The organism is Gleimia europaea ACS-120-V-Col10b, assembly GCF_000411155.1.
Classification (GTDB): Bacteria; Actinomycetota; Actinomycetes; order Actinomycetales; family Actinomycetaceae; genus Gleimia; species Gleimia europaea_B.
The window spans coordinates 738,749-755,480 of sequence record NZ_KE150266.1 but is presented as its reverse complement, the minus strand read 5'-3'; the positions used below and the strand labels follow the sequence as shown (position 1 = coordinate 755,480).

Annotated in this window: 15 protein-coding genes; 14 read left to right on the top strand and 1 reads right to left on the bottom strand. The window is 54.8% G+C overall.

From position 1 onward, the window contains the following. The 6 genes from HMPREF9238_RS03420 to HMPREF9238_RS03395 all read left to right on the top strand — a co-directional run bounded on the left by HMPREF9238_RS03420 (position 1) and on the right by HMPREF9238_RS03395 (position 6,458). Positions 1-975: an ABC transporter permease gene (locus tag HMPREF9238_RS03420; protein ID WP_016444050.1), complete on the top strand. Its 975-nt coding sequence runs from the start codon at positions 1-3 to the stop codon at positions 973-975. Between the two features lies 1 nt (position 976). Then, positions 977-2,065 (top strand): Gfo/Idh/MocA family protein, encoded by a 1,089-nt coding sequence (locus HMPREF9238_RS03415; protein ID WP_016444049.1) that lies wholly within the window; start codon positions 977-979, stop codon positions 2,063-2,065. Positions 2,066-2,088: 23 nt separating this feature from the next. Continuing rightward, a complete protein-coding gene (locus HMPREF9238_RS03410) occupies positions 2,089-2,931 on the top strand; it encodes a sugar phosphate isomerase/epimerase family protein (RefSeq protein ID WP_016444048.1) in 843 nt (280 codons plus the stop codon). 11 nt (positions 2,932-2,942) lie between these two features. Then, positions 2,943-4,112: a levoglucosan dehydrogenase gene (locus HMPREF9238_RS03405; RefSeq protein ID WP_016444047.1), complete on the top strand. Its 1,170-nt coding sequence runs from the start codon at positions 2,943-2,945 to the stop codon at positions 4,110-4,112. A gap of 68 nt (positions 4,113-4,180) precedes the next feature. Then, on the top strand, positions 4,181-5,182 hold the full coding sequence (locus HMPREF9238_RS03400; RefSeq protein WP_016444046.1) for a sugar phosphate isomerase/epimerase family protein: 1,002 nt from the start codon (positions 4,181-4,183) through the stop codon (positions 5,180-5,182). 388 nt (positions 5,183-5,570) lie between these two features. Beyond that, entirely contained in the window at positions 5,571-6,458 is an 888-nt protein-coding gene (locus HMPREF9238_RS03395) for an alpha/beta fold hydrolase (RefSeq protein WP_016444045.1), read from the top strand. Positions 6,459-6,562: 104 nt separating this feature from the next. Here HMPREF9238_RS03395 and HMPREF9238_RS08960 read toward each other — a convergent pair whose 3' ends face one another. After that, on the bottom strand, positions 6,563-6,826 hold the full coding sequence (locus HMPREF9238_RS08960) for a hypothetical protein (RefSeq protein WP_198009463.1): 264 nt from the start codon (positions 6,824-6,826) through the stop codon (positions 6,563-6,565). A gap of 39 nt (positions 6,827-6,865) precedes the next feature. Between HMPREF9238_RS08960 and HMPREF9238_RS03390 the strand changes: the two genes are divergently transcribed. From HMPREF9238_RS03390 to HMPREF9238_RS03355, 8 genes are all read left to right on the top strand, one after another. Beyond that, complete coding sequence (locus HMPREF9238_RS03390) at positions 6,866-7,645, top strand: glycoside hydrolase 5 family protein (RefSeq protein ID WP_198009462.1); 780 nt, start codon at positions 6,866-6,868, stop codon at positions 7,643-7,645. 714 nt (positions 7,646-8,359) lie between these two features. Beyond that, positions 8,360-9,391: a bifunctional UDP-N-acetylglucosamine diphosphorylase/glucosamine-1-phosphate N-acetyltransferase GlmU gene (locus tag HMPREF9238_RS03385; protein ID WP_040316676.1), complete on the top strand. Its 1,032-nt coding sequence runs from the start codon at positions 8,360-8,362 to the stop codon at positions 9,389-9,391. A gap of 11 nt (positions 9,392-9,402) precedes the next feature. Then, positions 9,403-10,383, top strand: coding sequence for a ribose-phosphate diphosphokinase (locus tag HMPREF9238_RS03380; RefSeq protein WP_016444042.1), 981 nt, complete (start codon positions 9,403-9,405; stop codon positions 10,381-10,383). A gap of 131 nt (positions 10,384-10,514) precedes the next feature. Next, entirely contained in the window at positions 10,515-11,150 is a 636-nt protein-coding gene (locus HMPREF9238_RS03375; protein ID WP_016444041.1) for a 50S ribosomal protein L25/general stress protein Ctc, read from the top strand. A gap of 257 nt (positions 11,151-11,407) precedes the next feature. Beyond that, positions 11,408-12,496 (top strand): BMP family lipoprotein, encoded by a 1,089-nt coding sequence (locus HMPREF9238_RS03370; protein WP_016444040.1) that lies wholly within the window; start codon positions 11,408-11,410, stop codon positions 12,494-12,496. 102 nt (positions 12,497-12,598) lie between these two features. Next, on the top strand, positions 12,599-14,152 hold the full coding sequence (locus HMPREF9238_RS03365; protein WP_016444039.1) for an ABC transporter ATP-binding protein: 1,554 nt from the start codon (positions 12,599-12,601) through the stop codon (positions 14,150-14,152). Then, positions 14,149-15,447: an ABC transporter permease gene (locus HMPREF9238_RS03360; RefSeq protein ID WP_016444038.1), complete on the top strand. Its 1,299-nt coding sequence runs from the start codon at positions 14,149-14,151 to the stop codon at positions 15,445-15,447. The genes HMPREF9238_RS03365 and HMPREF9238_RS03360 overlap by 4 nt, the downstream gene beginning before the upstream one ends. Beyond that, positions 15,444-16,718 carry an ABC transporter permease gene (locus HMPREF9238_RS03355; protein ID WP_016444037.1) on the top strand — a complete coding sequence of 425 codons (1,275 nt, stop codon included), beginning with the start codon at positions 15,444-15,446 and terminating at the stop codon, positions 16,716-16,718. Before HMPREF9238_RS03360 ends, HMPREF9238_RS03355 begins: the two co-directional genes overlap by 4 nt. Positions 16,719-16,732 lie beyond the last annotated feature (14 nt).

Below are 16,732 nucleotides of genomic sequence, written 5' to 3'. Positions count from 1 at the left end.
ATGGCGAGTTCCACTGTCGAAACTGCCGTGTCGCCGTCACTGGTGCGGCGTGTCAGTCAAGTCGACTGGCGACGTTACATAATCTACATTGCATTCGTTGTAATTTTTATTTTCTTTGCAGCCTTTTTAGGTCAGGAAGGCTTCCTTACTGGAAATAACCTGGTCAATATTTTCCGCCAAGCCGCAACAATCACGGTGATGGCTGTCGCAATGACTTTCGTGATCGGATGTGCCGAGATCGACCTTAGTGTCGGTTCGATTGCAGGTCTGGCTAGTGTTGTCACAGCGATGACCATAGCGGCGTACGGGCTTGTTCCTGGAATTATCGCTGGTCTCGCGGTTGGTGCCCTCATTGGTGGTGTAAACGGCGCACTGGTCAGTACACTGGGGATCCCTTCCTTCCTCGTAACGCTCGGCATGATGGGTATTGCATTCGGGCTCGCCCAGTGGATTACCGCGTCTGCGCCGCAGCCGATTATCGATGAAACCTACATTCAGATCTTCGGAGGCGGCAATGTCGGGCCGATTCCGGGTCTAATTATTTGGATGACAATCGCTGTCGTCGTTGGCGTGGTGGTTCTCAACCGCACCAAGTTTGGTAGGCAGGTTCTTGCTACGGGTGGCAACCGTCAGGCGGCAGAGTATGCCGGCGTTAAGACGAAGCGAATGAAATTCTATGTCCTGCTCATCTCCGGTATGGCGGCATCGCTTGCAGGCATGCTCTATGCCGGTCGACTGCACTCCGGTCGATTCCAGTGGGGGCAAGGCGACGAGATGTCGGCTATCGCCGCCGTTATCCTTGGTGGTACCAGCCTCTATGGTGGTTCCGGCGCGATTATCGGCACGCTATTCGGCTCGTTACTCATGAGCCTAATCAACAATGGCCTGATTCTTGCAGGCCTCGACTCTAGTCAGCAGCAGGTTGTTCGCGGCATCATCATCATTCTCGCCGTTGCACTTGCAAGGAAGAAGTGACATGACTCGTAAACAGTTCTCCTCAGGCATTGTCGGCGCGGGCATGATCGGCAGGATTCATGCTTACTCTGTACGGGCTGCCGGGGGCCACCTTGCGATGGTGACCGACACCTTCGGTGATAATGCTCAAACAGCGGCCGCTCAGCTCGGCGCTGAGCGCAGTAGCCGTGACCCGCTCGAACTTATTAATGATCCCAACATTGACGTAGTCCATATCTGCACGCCTAACGCTACTCACGCTGAGCTAGCCATGGCTGCGCTTGATGCGGGTAAGGCGGTCATATGCGAAAAGCCGCTCGCGACTACGGTAGACGACGCGATAGCTCTGCAACGTAAGGCCACAGAGCTAGGTGCAATAACCGCTGTACCATTCGTCTATCGTTTCCACGCCAATGTTAGAGAGGCCCGCGCTCGCATTGCTCGCGGTGATGCGGGAAAGCTGTGGATGCTACACGGCTCGTACCTTCAGGACTGGCTATCTAGAGCCAGCGACACCAACTGGCGGGTGGATCCTCGAGTAGGAGGCGCCTCCCGCGCCTTCGCTGATATTGGCGTTCACTGGTGTGACCTAATGGAATTCGTTACCGGCCATCGCATCGTTAAGGTGAGTGCCAATATGGCGAACGCTTTCCAGGAACGTCAAGGAACTGAAGACGGTTGTGTCGTCCTTTTCGAGACAGATCAGGGCGCGACGGGTAGCGTGGTTACCAGCCAGGTTTCTCCTGGCCGGAAGAACCGCTTGGCTTTCTCATTCGATGGTACGGAAGCTTCCTACGCTTTCGATCAAGAAAACCCAGAGCAGCTGTGGGTTGGTGGACGGGAACAGAATGTCGTGGTTATGCGCGACCCGAACACATCCCAACCCGCTGCAAGTAGCTACTCACACTCTCCAGCGGGCCACCCGCAAGGATATCGAGAGGCATTTACATTCCTCATAAACGATGTATATCGCAAGCTCTCCGGCGAAGACGTCGACGGGCTTCCTACCTTCGATGATGGACTCCGCGCAGCCCAGCTGACAGATGCCGTCATCGCATCGTCTCGCTCCCGGTCGTGGGAGTCAGTACATTCCGACCATATAAGCAACTAGTAACCCAAGAAAGGAACATTGTAGTGAAGCTTGGTTACGAATCAAACACGTGGGGTCCGATTGTCGGTGATGCCACGGGAATTACCAGCATTAAGGACCTTTTCTATCGCTCAGAAGGCGACACCCTGAAGTCCATCCGCGAGATCGGTGAGTGTGGCTACCAGGGAATCGAAATCTTCGATGGAAACGTCATGGATTTCGTCGACGACATGTCTACTTTTAAACAGGCACTTAAGGATGCCAATCTGGAGCTGTCAGGCGTTTACACCGGTGGTAACTTCATCTACCCAGATGTGCTTCCGGAAGAATTGTACAGGGTTCAGCAGGCTATCGACGTTGCCGTTGCTGCCGGCGCGACTTTCCTAGTTGTTGGTGGAGGTGCGAAGCGCGCCACCGGAACGACTGATGAAGATTACACCCTTCTTGGCAAGGCTCTAGACAAGATCCATGACATGGCGGCCGAAAAGGGCCTTGTGGCTGTGTATCACCCCCACTTGAGCACTATCTGCGAAACCGCGGAGCAGATCGACACCTTGCTAGAGCGCACTAAGATCGCATTCTGCCCCGACACGGGTCACATCGCTGCAGCTGGCTCGGATGCTGCCGCTGTAGTGAAGAAGTGGGCTCACCGTATGCCGATCGTTCATCTCAAGGATTTTCAGCCCGAACCATGGGATTTCAAGCCTCTCGGTGATGGCGTCATGGACATGCGCGCAATTGTTAAAGAACTTGCAGACGCTAAGTTCGACGGTTGGGTCGTCATCGAATTGGATGCCCACGAGGACCCCAAGGGGGCAGCAGCCCTAAACAAGACCCGGATCGATGCTCTATTTGAAGAGTTCGGTCTCAGCTACGAAGGAAAGTAAGGAACATGACCATGGAGAAGCTAAACGTTGGACTTATTGGCGGCGGATTCATGGGCAAGGCCCATTCCCTTGCCTACGCAGCGATGCCGATGTTTTTCTGGCCAGCGCCGGCCATCCCAGTACGCAAGGCGCTTGCCGACGTCACTGAGGAACGCGCACGGAGCGTCGCAGACCAGTACGGATTTGAAGAGTCGACCGCGGATTGGCACGACTTGATTGAAGATCCGGATATCCACGTCATCGATATCGCCACGCCTAATAACATGCACGCTGAGGCAGCAATCGCTGCTGCTGAAGCAGGCAAGCACATTATTTCCGAGAAGCCTTTGGCGAACACGTCCGAAGACGCTCGTCGTATGTACGAAGCTGCTAAGAAGGCCGGCGTAGTGAATATGGCGGCATTCAACTACCGTCGTACTCCTGCGGTCGCACTCGCGAAGAAGTACATCGAGGAAGGCTCTATTGGTGAGATCCTGAACTTCCGCGGCACCTACCTGCAGGATTGGAGCGCGGATCCGGAATCCCCGTTGTCCTGGCGATTCCAGAAGAGCGTCGCCGGTTCGGGCGCGCTTGGTGACATCGGCACGCACGTAGTTGACATGGCCCGCTACCTCGTCGGTGAGATTTCGGCGGTCAATTCCATGCTGGCTACTTGGATTCCTGAGCGTCCTAAGCAGGACAGCGGTGTAGACTCGCTGGGTAACGCGAAGGGCGGCGGCCCCAAGGCCCCGGTTGATGTTGATGACGAGATCGTTACGATGTTGAAGTTCGAGAACGGCGCCATTGGCTCGCTCGAGGCAACGCGCAATGCGTGGGGCCGTAACAACTTCATTACCCTTGAAATCCACGGCACGAAGGGCTCGATCTACTTTAACTACGAGCGCCGCGACGAGCTCCAGGTGTGCTTCTCCGATGATCCTGCTGACAGGCGTGGATTCCGCACGATCTACACTGGACCGAACCACCCGTACGGTGCCAACATGTGGCCGATCCCTGCGTTGGGCATCGGGTACGGCGAGACCAAGATCATCGAGACGTACGACTTCGTCAACGCGATTGTTAATGGACATGAAGCAGACCCAAGCTTCCGCGATGGCTACCAGATTTCACTGATTGCTGACGCAATCGTTGAGTCTGCAGCTAGTGAGGCATGGACCAATGTCCAGAAGGTAGATTCGTAAGAATCCATAGTGTGCGGGCCCTTACGGGCCCGCACCTGTATTCCCATAAATTTTTATTAGGAGCAACCATGAGCCGACCAATTACCCTATTCACTGGGCAATGGGCAGACTTGCCGTTTGAAGAGGTATGCCGTCTCGCCGGAGAGTGGGGCTACGACGGCCTCGAAATCGCCTGTTCAGGCGACCACTTCGAAGTAGACAAGGCCTTGAACGACGACAGTTACATTCCCGGTCGCCTAGAAATTTTGGAACGTAACGGACTGAAAGCATGGGCACTGTCGAACCACCTTGTGGGACAAGCCGTTTGCGATGATCCAATCGACTATCGCCATCGTGACATGATTCCGGCGGATATCTGGGGCGATGGTGATCCTGAAGGCGTACGTAGCCGCGCAGCACAGCGCATGGCTGATACGGCTCGTGCGGCAGCCAAGATGGGGATCAAGATCGTAACGGGATTCGCGGGCTCTCCCATCTGGAAATACGTAGCGATGTTCCCGCCGGTAGCTGAATCGGTTATTCAGGCTGGGTATCAAGAATTTGCGGATCGTTGGAATCCAATCCTTGACGTTTTCGATGAGGTGGGTGTTCGATTTGCACACGAAACGCATCCCAGCGAGATTGCTTACGACTACTGGACCACGAAGGCCACACTCGAAGCAATTGGCCATCGGGAGGCATTTGGGATCAACTGGGATCCGAGACACATGATGTGGCAACAGATTGACTGCGTGGGATATCTGTTGGACTTTGCCGACCGCATCTATCACGTTCACTGCAAGGACACGAAGCTTCATAGTGGTGGGCGCAACGGTCGATTGTCATCGCATTTGCCTTGGGCAGATCCTCGTCGAGGCTGGGATTTCATTTCCGTTGGACACGGTGATGTGCCATGGAGCGACGCGATCCGAGCACTGAATCATATCGGATACGACGGGCCTCTCTCAGTCGAGTGGGAGGATGCAGGTATGGATCGACTGGTAGGTGCGCCAGACGCACTGCAGTTCGTCCGTAGCCTCAACTTCGATCCGCCACAGGCGGCTTTCGACTCGGCGTTCGCTAACAACTAATTAAGGACACTCCGTCGTGAATTCTCCCCCTCTAGGTCGGAGGAGATATCTCAGCCCCACTAGCGGGGGAGAATTCTTAGGCGAGAACTAGTTAGATTGTTTGAGCATAACTGCGAACAGTTAGTCGAAGGCATCTAACCGAGCGTAACGTGCATTGAAAGTCGGGGTTATTGAGATACGGTAGCCTTGTTCAGCGCCGCTACCAGCGACATGACGCTGAGTGATTCTAGAAGAATCAAAACCCATCTAGATGCGAAGTCGGGCTCGATTCCTAGTAGCTCTGATCGGGCCTGTAATTGCCTTAACTTTAGGCAAAATCCTCATTCTGTTATGAAAGATTTCCTTTCACAAGTACATCAAGTACACAAGTTATCAAAGGAGATAAATCATGGAGGTCATTGCTGATCACAATGGAATGCCCGCTAAACACGGCCGTGCGCTCGTCAATGGAGTACGGTTACATTATTACGTGGCGGGTGAAGGCGAACCTCTGTTCCTGTTGCATGGGGTGCCGAAAACTTCTTACCATTGGCGCCGAGTGATTCCCCTTCTGACGCCATACTATACGGTTATTGCACCGGATCTACGCGGCCTCGGTGACTCGGAGCGTCCAGCGGGTGGCTTCGATATGAATAACATGGCGGAGGACATTGCCCAACTAGCCACGCACTTGGGGTATGAAGAGTTCTTCCTTGCCGGTGAAGATTGGGGCGCCGCTTTTGCTTACCAACTGGCTGCTCGGTACCCGGAGCGGGTCAAGAAGCTGATTTTTCAGGAGATGATCCTTCCGGGATTTGGTCTCGAGGATTATTCTTTCTTAACTCGAGAGAACGTCAGCACGTACGTCTGGCTTTGGCACATCAACTTCTACAGCGTTCCGAATTTCCCAGAAATGCTAATAACGGGTAGGGAGAGGGAATACTTCAACTACTTCATGAAGCACGAAACACATAATCCGCAGGCAATCACACCGGATGCACTGGACGAATATGTTCGTTGCTACTCTGCGCCTGGCGGTATTCGGAGCATGTGCGAGATCTATCGCGCAACGCTGGACGATGCTGATCAGATCCGAGAAGTGTCCAAAACCAAACTTAAGATGCCGGTGCTCGCAGTGGGTAGCGAGTATTTTATCGGGGAAGACAATGAGCGGCAGATGCGCGAGCTCGCCGAGGACGTGAGTGCTGTGATTCTTCCGTGGGGGCACCAGCTTGCTGAGGAGGATCCTGAAGGCCTGGCAGCTGCTTACCTGGATTTCCTCGGTCGTGGTGCCTGACGATATTGCGTGAAAAGTAATAACTTACCTTCTACGAGGAGAGGATCATGGGAAGGAATTATGCTTGCGAAGGTTCGGGATATTTTCGAATACAACAGTATAAGTCAGGTGGCTGGGCGTTCGTAGATCCAGTTGGCGCGCCATTCGTATCTCTCGGGCTGAACCACCTCGATGACAGCGATCTGCGCTATCCATACAACGTGGATGTATTTGACCGGAAATACGGTACGCGTGGGAATTGGGCTAATGGTGTCGTCCGAGACCTTGAAGACCTCAATTTCAACACCATCGGGTGGACAGGACAGTACATTAGCGGAGATTGGGGCAAGGCTCTCGACTGGTTTGGTGATCCCATTGATCTTGGCCACTCGTCTCCCTGGCCCGACGAGCTCTTGCTCAATGCAGGTATGCCCTACATTGTGCAGATCCGAGTGCAGGAAATCGAGGACTGGAATGGTTACCCAGCATTCCGTGACGTGTACAGCGAAGATTTCCAGAAATATGCAGACTGGATTGCGCGGCGTATGACATCCGACCACAAGAATAGCCGGAACCTCATTGGTTATTTTTTGGTCGATATTCCTGCATGGCTACCCCACGCTTCAGGTCGCTTCTGGCCCGGTTTTGAAGGACTATCTCCTGAAGAACATGATGCGAAGCTCTTCGAGGTGGCCACGCAATACTATAAGACCGTAACTGAAGCGATTCGTCGATATGATCCAAACCATCTCATTCTCGGTGACCGCTACAACGGAAATAAGGGAGTTCCCGAGGCTGTGCTGCGCGCCATGATACCGTTCGTCGACGTGCTCTCAGTACAGTACTTCACCGGGAAAACTGAGGCTGAGTACATGAAGATGATCTCCGACCTCCGTGAGTGGCATGACATCACGGGTAAGCCCGTGGTGATCGCCGATATCGGGAACTGGGTTCCCACTGAGATGAACCCGCACCGTACTAGTGACATGTATACGCATGCCGAGCGTGGAGAGGATTACGCGCAAGGACTTGCCAGAGTCATGGCCGAGCCCTGGATCGTTGGCTGGCATTGGTGCGGATATATAGAAAACCTGGGTCGGGGCTGGGGTATTAAGGACCCCTTCGATGAGTTCTATTCTGATCTCACTGACCGTATTCGGGACGCTAATGCTGCCGCACAAACCGCAGTAAGTATGCGAACGGAGTAAAGACCAAACGAACGATGATCGGGTTACGTCTGGTCATTAGCTCTCATTAGTGCAATCGGCTAACGCATACTAGCCGATTGCACTAATGCTTCGTTTAAGGCCGACGACATCATTCAATTCGTCAAGGGGATAATGCGCCGTGTATCTTACCTTAGCTTCGGTGACCCATGCAGTTTGGTTATATTTCTAAACTAGCAGGCAATAGATTGTGCGTTCGAGCGGCATTATCCGTTTTGTCAATGCCGCGATATCGTTTGCTTCTCCCACGTTCGCTGCGTCTATGGAATCCAAATCTCCCTGTGATGCTCGGCGAAGTGGGGCGAAGCAAGGCATCGAAATGTGAAGTGGTGACAACATCCGTCATCCACAAGCTATGATACTGGTGCTCATCGCACTGGGTGAACCTGTCATTTTGGCGCTAACACTATGCTTTAGGACGTTTACGAGAACTACCTAAAGCGAGGTAAAACGGGAAAATATCGATGTTTTAAAGAAGTGCGTCGTCGTGGGTAAGACGGATTGCGGGTAATAATGCAGGCTCTTATCCAGATTGCTTGGCGGGGGAAGGGCGCCGCTTTTGTGCAAAAATACAGCTATTGCCATGATCCGCTGTGGGTTACCAGCCAATTTTTCGCCTCAAAGCCCCTGTTTCTATTAAGATCGAAGGTGTTGGCGCACCTCTCGCGGTTTTGCAAAACCAAAAGGATGGGAATTGTGAGTAACCCGTTGGCTGTTATTGTCCTCGCCGCAGGTCAGGGCACGCGTATGAAGTCCAATACTCCAAAGGTTCTTCATCCAATGTGTGGCCGTCCGCTTCTCGGGCACGCAATTGTTGCGGCAGAGGAGTCCGGAGCGGCAAAGCAGGTTGTGGTGATTCGGCACCAGCGTGATCGCGTGGCGCAGATGGTGCAGGAGTTTGCGCCGGATGCTGTGATTGCAGATCAGGATGAGATTCCGGGTACGGGTCGCGCTGTTCAATGCGGGTTGGAGGAACTCGCTAAACACGTGGATGAGCTGGCGGGCACCGTGTTTGTGACGTCCGCTGACGTGCCACTGCTCACCGGGCAGACGCTACGCGAGCTGGGGGAAGCTCACGAGAGCACAAAGAATGCGGTTACGGTTGTAACAACAGTTGTGGAAGACCCCACTGGTTACGGCCGGATCATTCGAGAAGATGGCGCGGTTACGAAGATCGTTGAGCACCGCGACGCCAAGGAAGACGAATTGGCCGTAAAAGAAATCAACGCGGGCATATACGCGTTTGATGCGGCTTTCTTAGCCGAGGTTCTCCCTACGCTGGGAACGGATAACGACCAGGGTGAAGTTTATTTGACCGACACTATTTCAGCGGCCATCCGGCGTGGCCGCAGATGTGGGGCGTTCATTCTCGAGGACGAGTGGCAGGCACAAGGGTGTAATGACCGCGTCCAACTGTCCCAACTTCGTGCGGAGATGAACCGTCGGATCCTTGAGGAGCACATGCGTTCGGGCGTGACGGTGGTTGATCCAACTTCAACGTGGATTGATGTTGATGTGGAAATCGCACCGGATGTGACCATCGAGCCCGGCTGTATTCTCGAAGGTACTACTTTTATTGATTCTTACTGTCAGATTGGCCCTCACTCAACGCTACGTAATGTAGAGGTTGGTGAGGGCTCCATCATGCCGTACTGCTTCGCCTATGACACGCAGGTTGAAGCAGGCACTCTTCTGCCCGCCTTCCAACAGCTGCACGACCGCATTTAGGAGATATCAAATTGACTGGAATCATCACCACCGGTGAAAAGCGCCTGATCCTCGTGTCCGGGCGAGCCTACCCTGAGCTGGCGGCGGCTGTTGGAGAAGAACTGACAACGGGTGTTTTGCCTACCACTGCGTACGATTTTGCAAATGGCGAGATCTACGTGCGTTTTAACGAGTCTGTTCGCGGCTGCGACGCGTTTGTTATCCAGTCCCACACCGAACCCATCAACAAGTGGGTGATGGAACAGCTGATCATGATTGATGCGCTGAAGCGGGCAAGTGCAAAGCGCATCACCGTTGTGGCTCCGTTCTATCCGTATGGGCGCCAAGATAAGAAGCACCTTGGCCGCGAACCCATTTCGGCCCGCCTCATGTCGGACCTGTTCAAGGCGGCGGGCGCGGATCGCCTCATGTCGGTCGATTTGCACGCTTCCCAGGCACAGGGATTTTTTGACGGCCCGGTCGATCACTTGTGGGCAATGCCGGTCCTTGTTGACTATGTTCGTACTCGCGTTGATCTTTCTAACGTTGCGGTGGTTTCTCCCGATGCCGGCCGTATCCGCGTGGCAGAAAAGTGGTCGCAAAAGCTAGGTGGTGCTCCGCTTGCTTTTATTCACAAGACCCGTGACACCACGCGCCCGAACGTTTCTGTTGCAAACCGTGTAGTTGGTGACGTGGAGGGCCGCGAGTGCGTTCTCGTTGATGATCTGATTGATACGGGAGGCACTATTGCGGAGGCGGTGAAGGTCCTGCTCGCATCGGGCGCGAAGAACGTGATCGTGGCTGCAACCCACGGCGTGCTGTCGGACCCGGCCACCCAGCGCCTGTCCGAATGTGGCGCGAGGGAAGTGGTTGTGACAAACACGCTTCCGATTGTTCCGGCCAAGCGATTCGACAAGCTGACCATCCTCTCCATCGCTCCGCTTCTTGCGCGTGCAATTCGTGAGGTATTTGACGATGGTTCGGTGACGTCACTATTCGACGGTGTCGCATAATTTCGCTACACTATTGAAGTTGCCTCGGCGAGGGCTGGCAGTGCTGGCCGTTATCGACAGGGCGTTCGAAACGCGTTGTTTCGCACCACCATCCGGGGTCACGTTCATTTTGAGAGATCTTAGGAGGGGAAATGCCTGCTGATATTACGCGTATGGAAGCGAAGGTTCGCACCGAGTTTGGTAAGGGCGCTGCCCGTCGCGCACGCCGCGAAGGCCTAGTTCCGGCTGTTGTTTACTCTGATTTTGTTGAGCCGATTCACCTTGACCTGCCTGGTCACGAGACGTTCCTTGTAGTTAAGGACAGTGCTAACGCTCTAGTTAACCTCGTGTTTGATGGCAACGAACAGCTTGCTTTGGTTAAGGACATTCAGCGTCACCCGGTGCGTCGTGACATTCTGCACGTCGATATGTTCGCGGTTCGTCGCGATGAGACCGTTGAGGTAACCGTTCCGTTGGTTATCCACGGTGAGGTCAAGGACAACATGGTTGCAAACCAGGAGCACTTCGAGATCCTGGTCAAGGCCCCGGTTATTGCTATTCCGCAAAGCTTCGAGCTTTCCATTGAAGGGATGACCGAGGGTGATACTCTCACGGTTTCCGCTTTGGAAATGCCCGAAGGTGTAACGCACGAGATGGATCCGGAAGAGGTTCTGGTCTCGATCGTTGCGGCTGAGGAGATCCCCGAGCCTGAGGTCGCTGAGGCTGAAGAGGGCGAAGCTGCTGAAGGCGAAGCTGAGGCAGAGGAAGAGGTTGCGGAAGAGGAGTAATCCTCACCGGATCAGCCACTTAGCTGTCGCGGATTGGGAGACGTGCGTCTCCCAATCCGCTTTTTATTTGACTTGACGGCGCGAAGTGCGGGCCCAAATGGCAGAAAAGCCTGCAAATATAACTGTTAGCTTACGATCTTGCAGGAATGTCCTGGAGGCTTTCTGTATCGGTTATACTGTTACGTGCACGCGAGCGGACCCCGTCGCATTTTGGGGGAGACTCGTCATACTTTTTAAACCTTTCCACAGGAGGAACTGTGAAGAAAACGATTAAGGTGTCTGCAGTTGCTGCAGCAGCAGCGTTGATGCTGGCAGCTTGTGGCTCGGCCCCGGATCAGGGCGGCAACGACGGCACGAGCGGTGAGACGGGCGGCGCCAAGGGCGCGAGCAACGTCAAGGCTTGCATGGTTTCTGACGAGGGCGGCTTTGATGACAAGTCGTTTAACCAGTCGGGCTATGAGGGCTTGATGCGCGCGCAGAAGGAACTTGGCGTTGAGGTTAAGACCGCAGAGTCGAACTCGGATGCTGACTTCGATCCGAACATCTCCACGATGGTCGATGAGGGCTGTGACCTCATCATCGGCGTTGGTTTCAAGATGGCTTCTCAGCTTGAGGCTAAGGCTGTTGAGCACCCGGATGTTAAGTTCGCTCTGGTTGACTCGACTTTCGAAAACAACCCGGAGAACGCACGCGCGCTCGTATTCAACACCGCTGAGGCGGGCTACCTCGCCGGCTACCTCGCATCGGGCATGACTCAGACCGGTAAGATCGGTACCTTCCTTGGTATGAAGATCCCTTCGACCGCTATCTTCGCTGATGGTTTCGAAGGCGGCATGATGAAGTACAACGAGGTTCACTCGACCGACGTGAAGCTTCTGGGCTGGAACATGGAGAGCCAGGAAGGCTCTTACACCGGCGACTTCTCCGATGTTGCTAAGGGCAAGAACACCACTCAGCAGCTCATCAACCAGGGCGCCGACATCATTATGCCGGTAGCAGGCCCGGTTGGCGCGGGTGCGCTCACCGCTGCTTCTGAGGCGGACGGCGTTTCCATCATCTGGGTTGACGCTGATGGTTACCTCACCCAGCCGGAGCAGGGTAAGTACGTCCTCACCTCGGTGATGAAGGAAATCGGCCAGGCTGTGTTCGACACGATCAAGTCCGTTGCTGATGACAACTGGTCTTCGGAGCAGTACGTTGGCGATCTCGAGAACGGTGGCGTTTCGATCGCTCCGTTCCACGATTTCGACTCGAAGGTTCCTGCAGAGCTCAAGGATGAGATCGAGCAGATCAAGCAGGACATCATCGCTGGCAAGATCAAGGTTGAGTCCAAGAACCAGCCGTAACACACAGAGCTGGCCAAGGCCAGGTAGATAAGGCCCGGGCGCCCTTCTCGGCATCCGGGCCTTATCTGGCTCTTTTGGCGCTTTGAAACGAAGGAAAACATAGTGAAACTCGAGCTTCGAGGCATCACCAAAGTTTTCGGCCCGCTCGTCGCTAACGACAACATAAACATCACCGTTGAACCTGGGGAGATCCATGCTCTTCTAGGGGAAAATGGTGCGGGCAAGTCAACTTTGATGAATGTCCTTTACGGCCTCTACCAGCCAGATGGCGGTGAGGTCCTAATTGATGATAAGCCGGTTCATTTCAGCGGCCCCGGAGATGCGGTCGCAGCCGGTATTGGTATGGTGCACCAGCACTTTATGTTGGTGCCTGTCTTCACGGTGGCGGAATCTGTAGCCCTCGGCTACGAGCCTACTGGCGCGCTTGGCGTTATTGATAAAGCTAAGGCGCGCAAGCTGGTAAACGACCTTTCTGCCCGTTTCGGATTCGACATTGATCCGGACGCCCGGATTGAAGATCTCTCTGTTGGCGCGCAGCAGCGCGTTGAGATCATTAAGGCTCTTTCTCGTGAAGCCAAGGTGCTGATTCTAGATGAGCCCACCGCAGTGCTCACGCCGCAAGAAACCGATGAGCTCATGGACATCATGGTGCAACTTAAGGAATCGGGCACTTCGATCGTGTTCATCACCCACAAGCTACGTGAGGTGCGCGCGGTTGCAGACCGAATCACGGTGATTAGGCGCGGCAAGGTTGTGGGGGAGGCATCCCCGCAGTCTACAGAAACCGAACTGGCCTCCCAGATGGTGGGCCGTCCCGTCAAGCTTGACGTCGATAAGAGCGAGCCGAAGCTGGGCGAAGTAGGCCTTTCGGTCACGGACTTGTCGGTTGTGAGCGAAGAGGGCAACATCCTGCTTGACCGCGTGAATCTAGATGTTCACAAGGGCGAAATCGTCTGTGTGGCGGGCGTGCAGGGGAACGGCCAAACCGAGCTTGCAAAAGCGATCCTGGGCGATATTGAGCCGAACTCTGGTTCAGTGAAGATCAGCGGTGAAGATCTTTCCGCTTTCACCATCAAGGAGCGTTTGCAGAAGAAGGGTCTTGGCTTCGTACCGGAAGACAGGTCCACAAACGGCATGATCGCTTCGTTCTCGATTGCGGAGAACATGATCTTGGACGTTTATGACCGCGAGCCTTTCGCGAAGGGCATTAATATGTTGCCCGCCGTGGTAGAGAAGAACGCGGAGAAACTGCGCGACATGTTTGACGTGCGCGTGACTTCGGTTCACGATCCGATTTCTACGCTTTCGGGTGGTAACGCGCAGAAGGCCATTTTGGCGCGCGAACTTTCGCGCGATCTTGAGACTCTTGTCGCCGCACAGCCCACTCGTGGCTTGGACGTTGGTTCTATCGAATTCGTGTACGAGCGCATCGTACAAGAACGCGATAACGACACCGCTGTTCTGGTGATTTCTACCGAGCTTGACGAGGTGGACGCGCTTGCTGACCGTATCGCGGTCATGTATCGCGGCAAGATCGTAGGCATTGTTCCGGCGGGAACGCCGCGTTCTGTTCTCGGCCTCATGATGGCTGGTGTGCCTCTGGAAGAGGCAAAAGAACAGGCTCACACGACGAAGATTGAGGAGGCTGGCGAATGAGTCAGGAAACAAATCCGCAGCCGGCCGACCAGAAGCTGACCGGCGAAATGAAGATGCAGGAAGGCGAAGCTAAAAAGCAGGAGGAAAAGAAAACAGAATCTGAAAAGGTTCCTTTCGGTAGCCGCCTGACGCAACGCCTATTCTCGATCAACACGGCCGTTATCCTCGGCGCGATTGCTGTTGCCCTGGTGCTGGGTGCGCTGATCGTCGTTATCTTCAACGAGGACGTACAGGCCGCTGCCGGCTACCTTTTTGCCCAGCCGTCTGACTTCTTCAACGCGGCGGGAGCTACGTTCCAAAGCTTCTTCTCGTCCCTGTTTAGAGGCTCCATCTACAACTACCAGGCAGATTCTTTTGCGGTTGGTATTAAGCCTCTTTTGGAGACGCTAACGCGTTCGGTACCTTTGATCATTGCCGGCCTTGCAATCGCGGTTTCGTTCCGCGCCGGCCTGTTCAACATTGGTGTTCAAGGGCAGCTGATCATGGGTGCTTTCGTGGGCACGGTTGTGGGCATCCACCTGCACCTTCCAGCTGGCCTGCACCTCATCGTTGCGATTGTGTGTGCTGTTGTGGGCGGTGCTCTGTGGGGCGCGATTCCGGGCTTCTTGAAGGCAAAGGTTGGTGCTAACGAAGTTATCGTCACCATCATGCTTAACTCTATTGCTCTGCTGTTCCTCTCGTGGACGCTGAGCCAAGAGTTCATGAAGGGAGACGGGTCTGCTGGTAAGTCAATGTACGTTGCCAACACGGCCGCGTACCCGAGCCTGCTCGGCTCAAGCTACCGTCTGGACTTTTCATTCATCATCGCGATCCTCGCCGCCGTATTCGTATGGTGGCTTCTGGAGCGCTCCACGTTCGGCTTCGAGCTTCGCGCCGCAGGCGCAAACCCGCACGCTGCTCGCACAGCAGGTATTTCCGTTCCGCGCGTTATCTTCTTGACCCTCGTCATTTCGGGTGGCCTCGCCGGTCTTGCCGGTACCGCCCCGGTGCTGGGTACCGAGAAGTTCCTGACGAGCGCGACGGCTGGCTCCTACGGCTTCGACGCAATCACGGTTGCGCTACTTGGTAAATCGACGCCGCTGGGCACCGTGCTCGCCGGCATTTTGTTTGGTGCACTCGCTGCCGGCGGTTCCACCATGCAGGCAGCCGCTGGAATTCCCGTGGATATCGTTCAGGTCACGCAGGCGATCATCGTTTTGCTTATCGCGGCATCTGAAGCAGTTCAGTACTACCGCAACAAGCGAAAGGTAGCTGCGCGCGCCTCGGCTGGAGTTAAGAAGGAGGCCGCAAAGTGAGTACTGAAACCGTAGTTAAGCACAAGAAGGCCGGGGACGATATCCGCCTGAAGATGCAGTTGCGCGATCCGATCGCAGCAACCGTAATGGCAGTCCTAACGGTCATAATTGCTCTCACCACCAGGGGAGACTCGACGATCTCCTGGGCGGGGGCAACCTCGTGGTTCACCATTCCAAATACCACTTTGCCGGCCGGACTCACATCGTGGATCATGGCCTTAATCGCAGTACCCGTAACCGGATACATCTGGTACTTGGCTAAGGAACGCAAGAACGTAAACGGCTGGCTACTCGTAGTGGTGGCCGTGCCATTCGTGATTGCGTTCCTCCTGTCCACTATTGCGGGCAAGGACGCACACCTGCCGGCCGTGTCGCTGCTGACCGGCGCGCTAGCATTTGCTACGCCGCTCGTATTCGGTGCGCTTTCGGGTGTTGTAAACGAGCGTTCGGGCATCATTAACATTGCGATTGAAGGTCAGCTCCTCTTTGGCGCTTTCCTCGGCGCGGTTGTGGCTTCCGTTGCGGGCAACCCGTACTTTGGCCTCATTGGCGCTCCCATCGCGGGGGCGCTCGTTGCCGTGCTCCTCGCACTGTTCACCATTAACTTCCGCACTGACCACATCATCGTGGGTGTAGTGCTGAACATGCTGGTGGTTGGTCTGACCTCGTTCCTTTACTCCACGGTACTGAAGTACAACGCGGAGACTTTGAACTCGGTTAATCGCCTTCCCAACTTGAAGATCCCCGTACTTGCAGACATCCCCGTAATCGGTCCGATCCTGTTCAACCAGTCGATCCTCGTTTACCTGATGTTTGTCACGGTGATCATCTTGCAGTTCATGGTGTTCAATTCCCGTTGGGGATTGCGCATGAGGGCGTGTGGTGAACACCCGCGCGCTGCTGACACTGTGGGTATCAAGGTTAATCGCACGCGGTGGATGAACGTCCTGTTGGGTGGCGCTCTTGCTGGCCTGGGTGGCGCGTTCTTCACGATCGGTCAGGGCCTCGCATTCTCGAAGGACATGGCTGCGGGCAACGGCTTTATTGCCCTTGCCGCAATGATCCTTGGACGCTGGAACCCGAAGGGCGCGTTCGGTGCTGCCCTCCTGTTCGGTTTTGCGACGAACCTGGGTGCCATCATGCAGGCAGTTGGCTCGAATGTGCCGTCCGAGTTCCTGCTGATGATCCCGTACATGATTACGATCCTCGCGGTTGCAGGTTTTGTTGGCGTAGTCCGCGCTCCTGCCGCTGAAGGCAAACCGTACCCGTAAACCGGAATCTACCA

Bases quoted from the DNA above. Each gene is read 5' to 3' on its own strand.
- HMPREF9238_RS03420 (WP_016444050.1), top strand. From the start codon at position 1: ATGGCGAGTTCCACTGTCGAAACTGCCGTGTCGCCGTCACTGGTGCGG.
- HMPREF9238_RS03405 (WP_016444047.1), top strand. From the start codon at position 2,943: ATGGAGAAGCTAAACGTTGGACTTATTGGCGGCGGATTCATGGGCAAG.
- HMPREF9238_RS03415 (WP_016444049.1), top strand. From the start codon at position 977: ATGACTCGTAAACAGTTCTCCTCAGGCATTGTCGGCGCGGGCATGATC.
- HMPREF9238_RS03395 (WP_016444045.1), top strand. From the start codon at position 5,571: ATGGAGGTCATTGCTGATCACAATGGAATGCCCGCTAAACACGGCCGT.
- HMPREF9238_RS03400 (WP_016444046.1), top strand. From the start codon at position 4,181: ATGAGCCGACCAATTACCCTATTCACTGGGCAATGGGCAGACTTGCCG.
- HMPREF9238_RS03375 (WP_016444041.1), top strand. From the start codon at position 10,515: ATGCCTGCTGATATTACGCGTATGGAAGCGAAGGTTCGCACCGAGTTT.
- HMPREF9238_RS03390 (WP_198009462.1), top strand. From the start codon at position 6,866: ATGCCCTACATTGTGCAGATCCGAGTGCAGGAAATCGAGGACTGGAAT.
- HMPREF9238_RS03360 (WP_016444038.1), top strand. From the start codon at position 14,149: ATGAGTCAGGAAACAAATCCGCAGCCGGCCGACCAGAAGCTGACCGGC.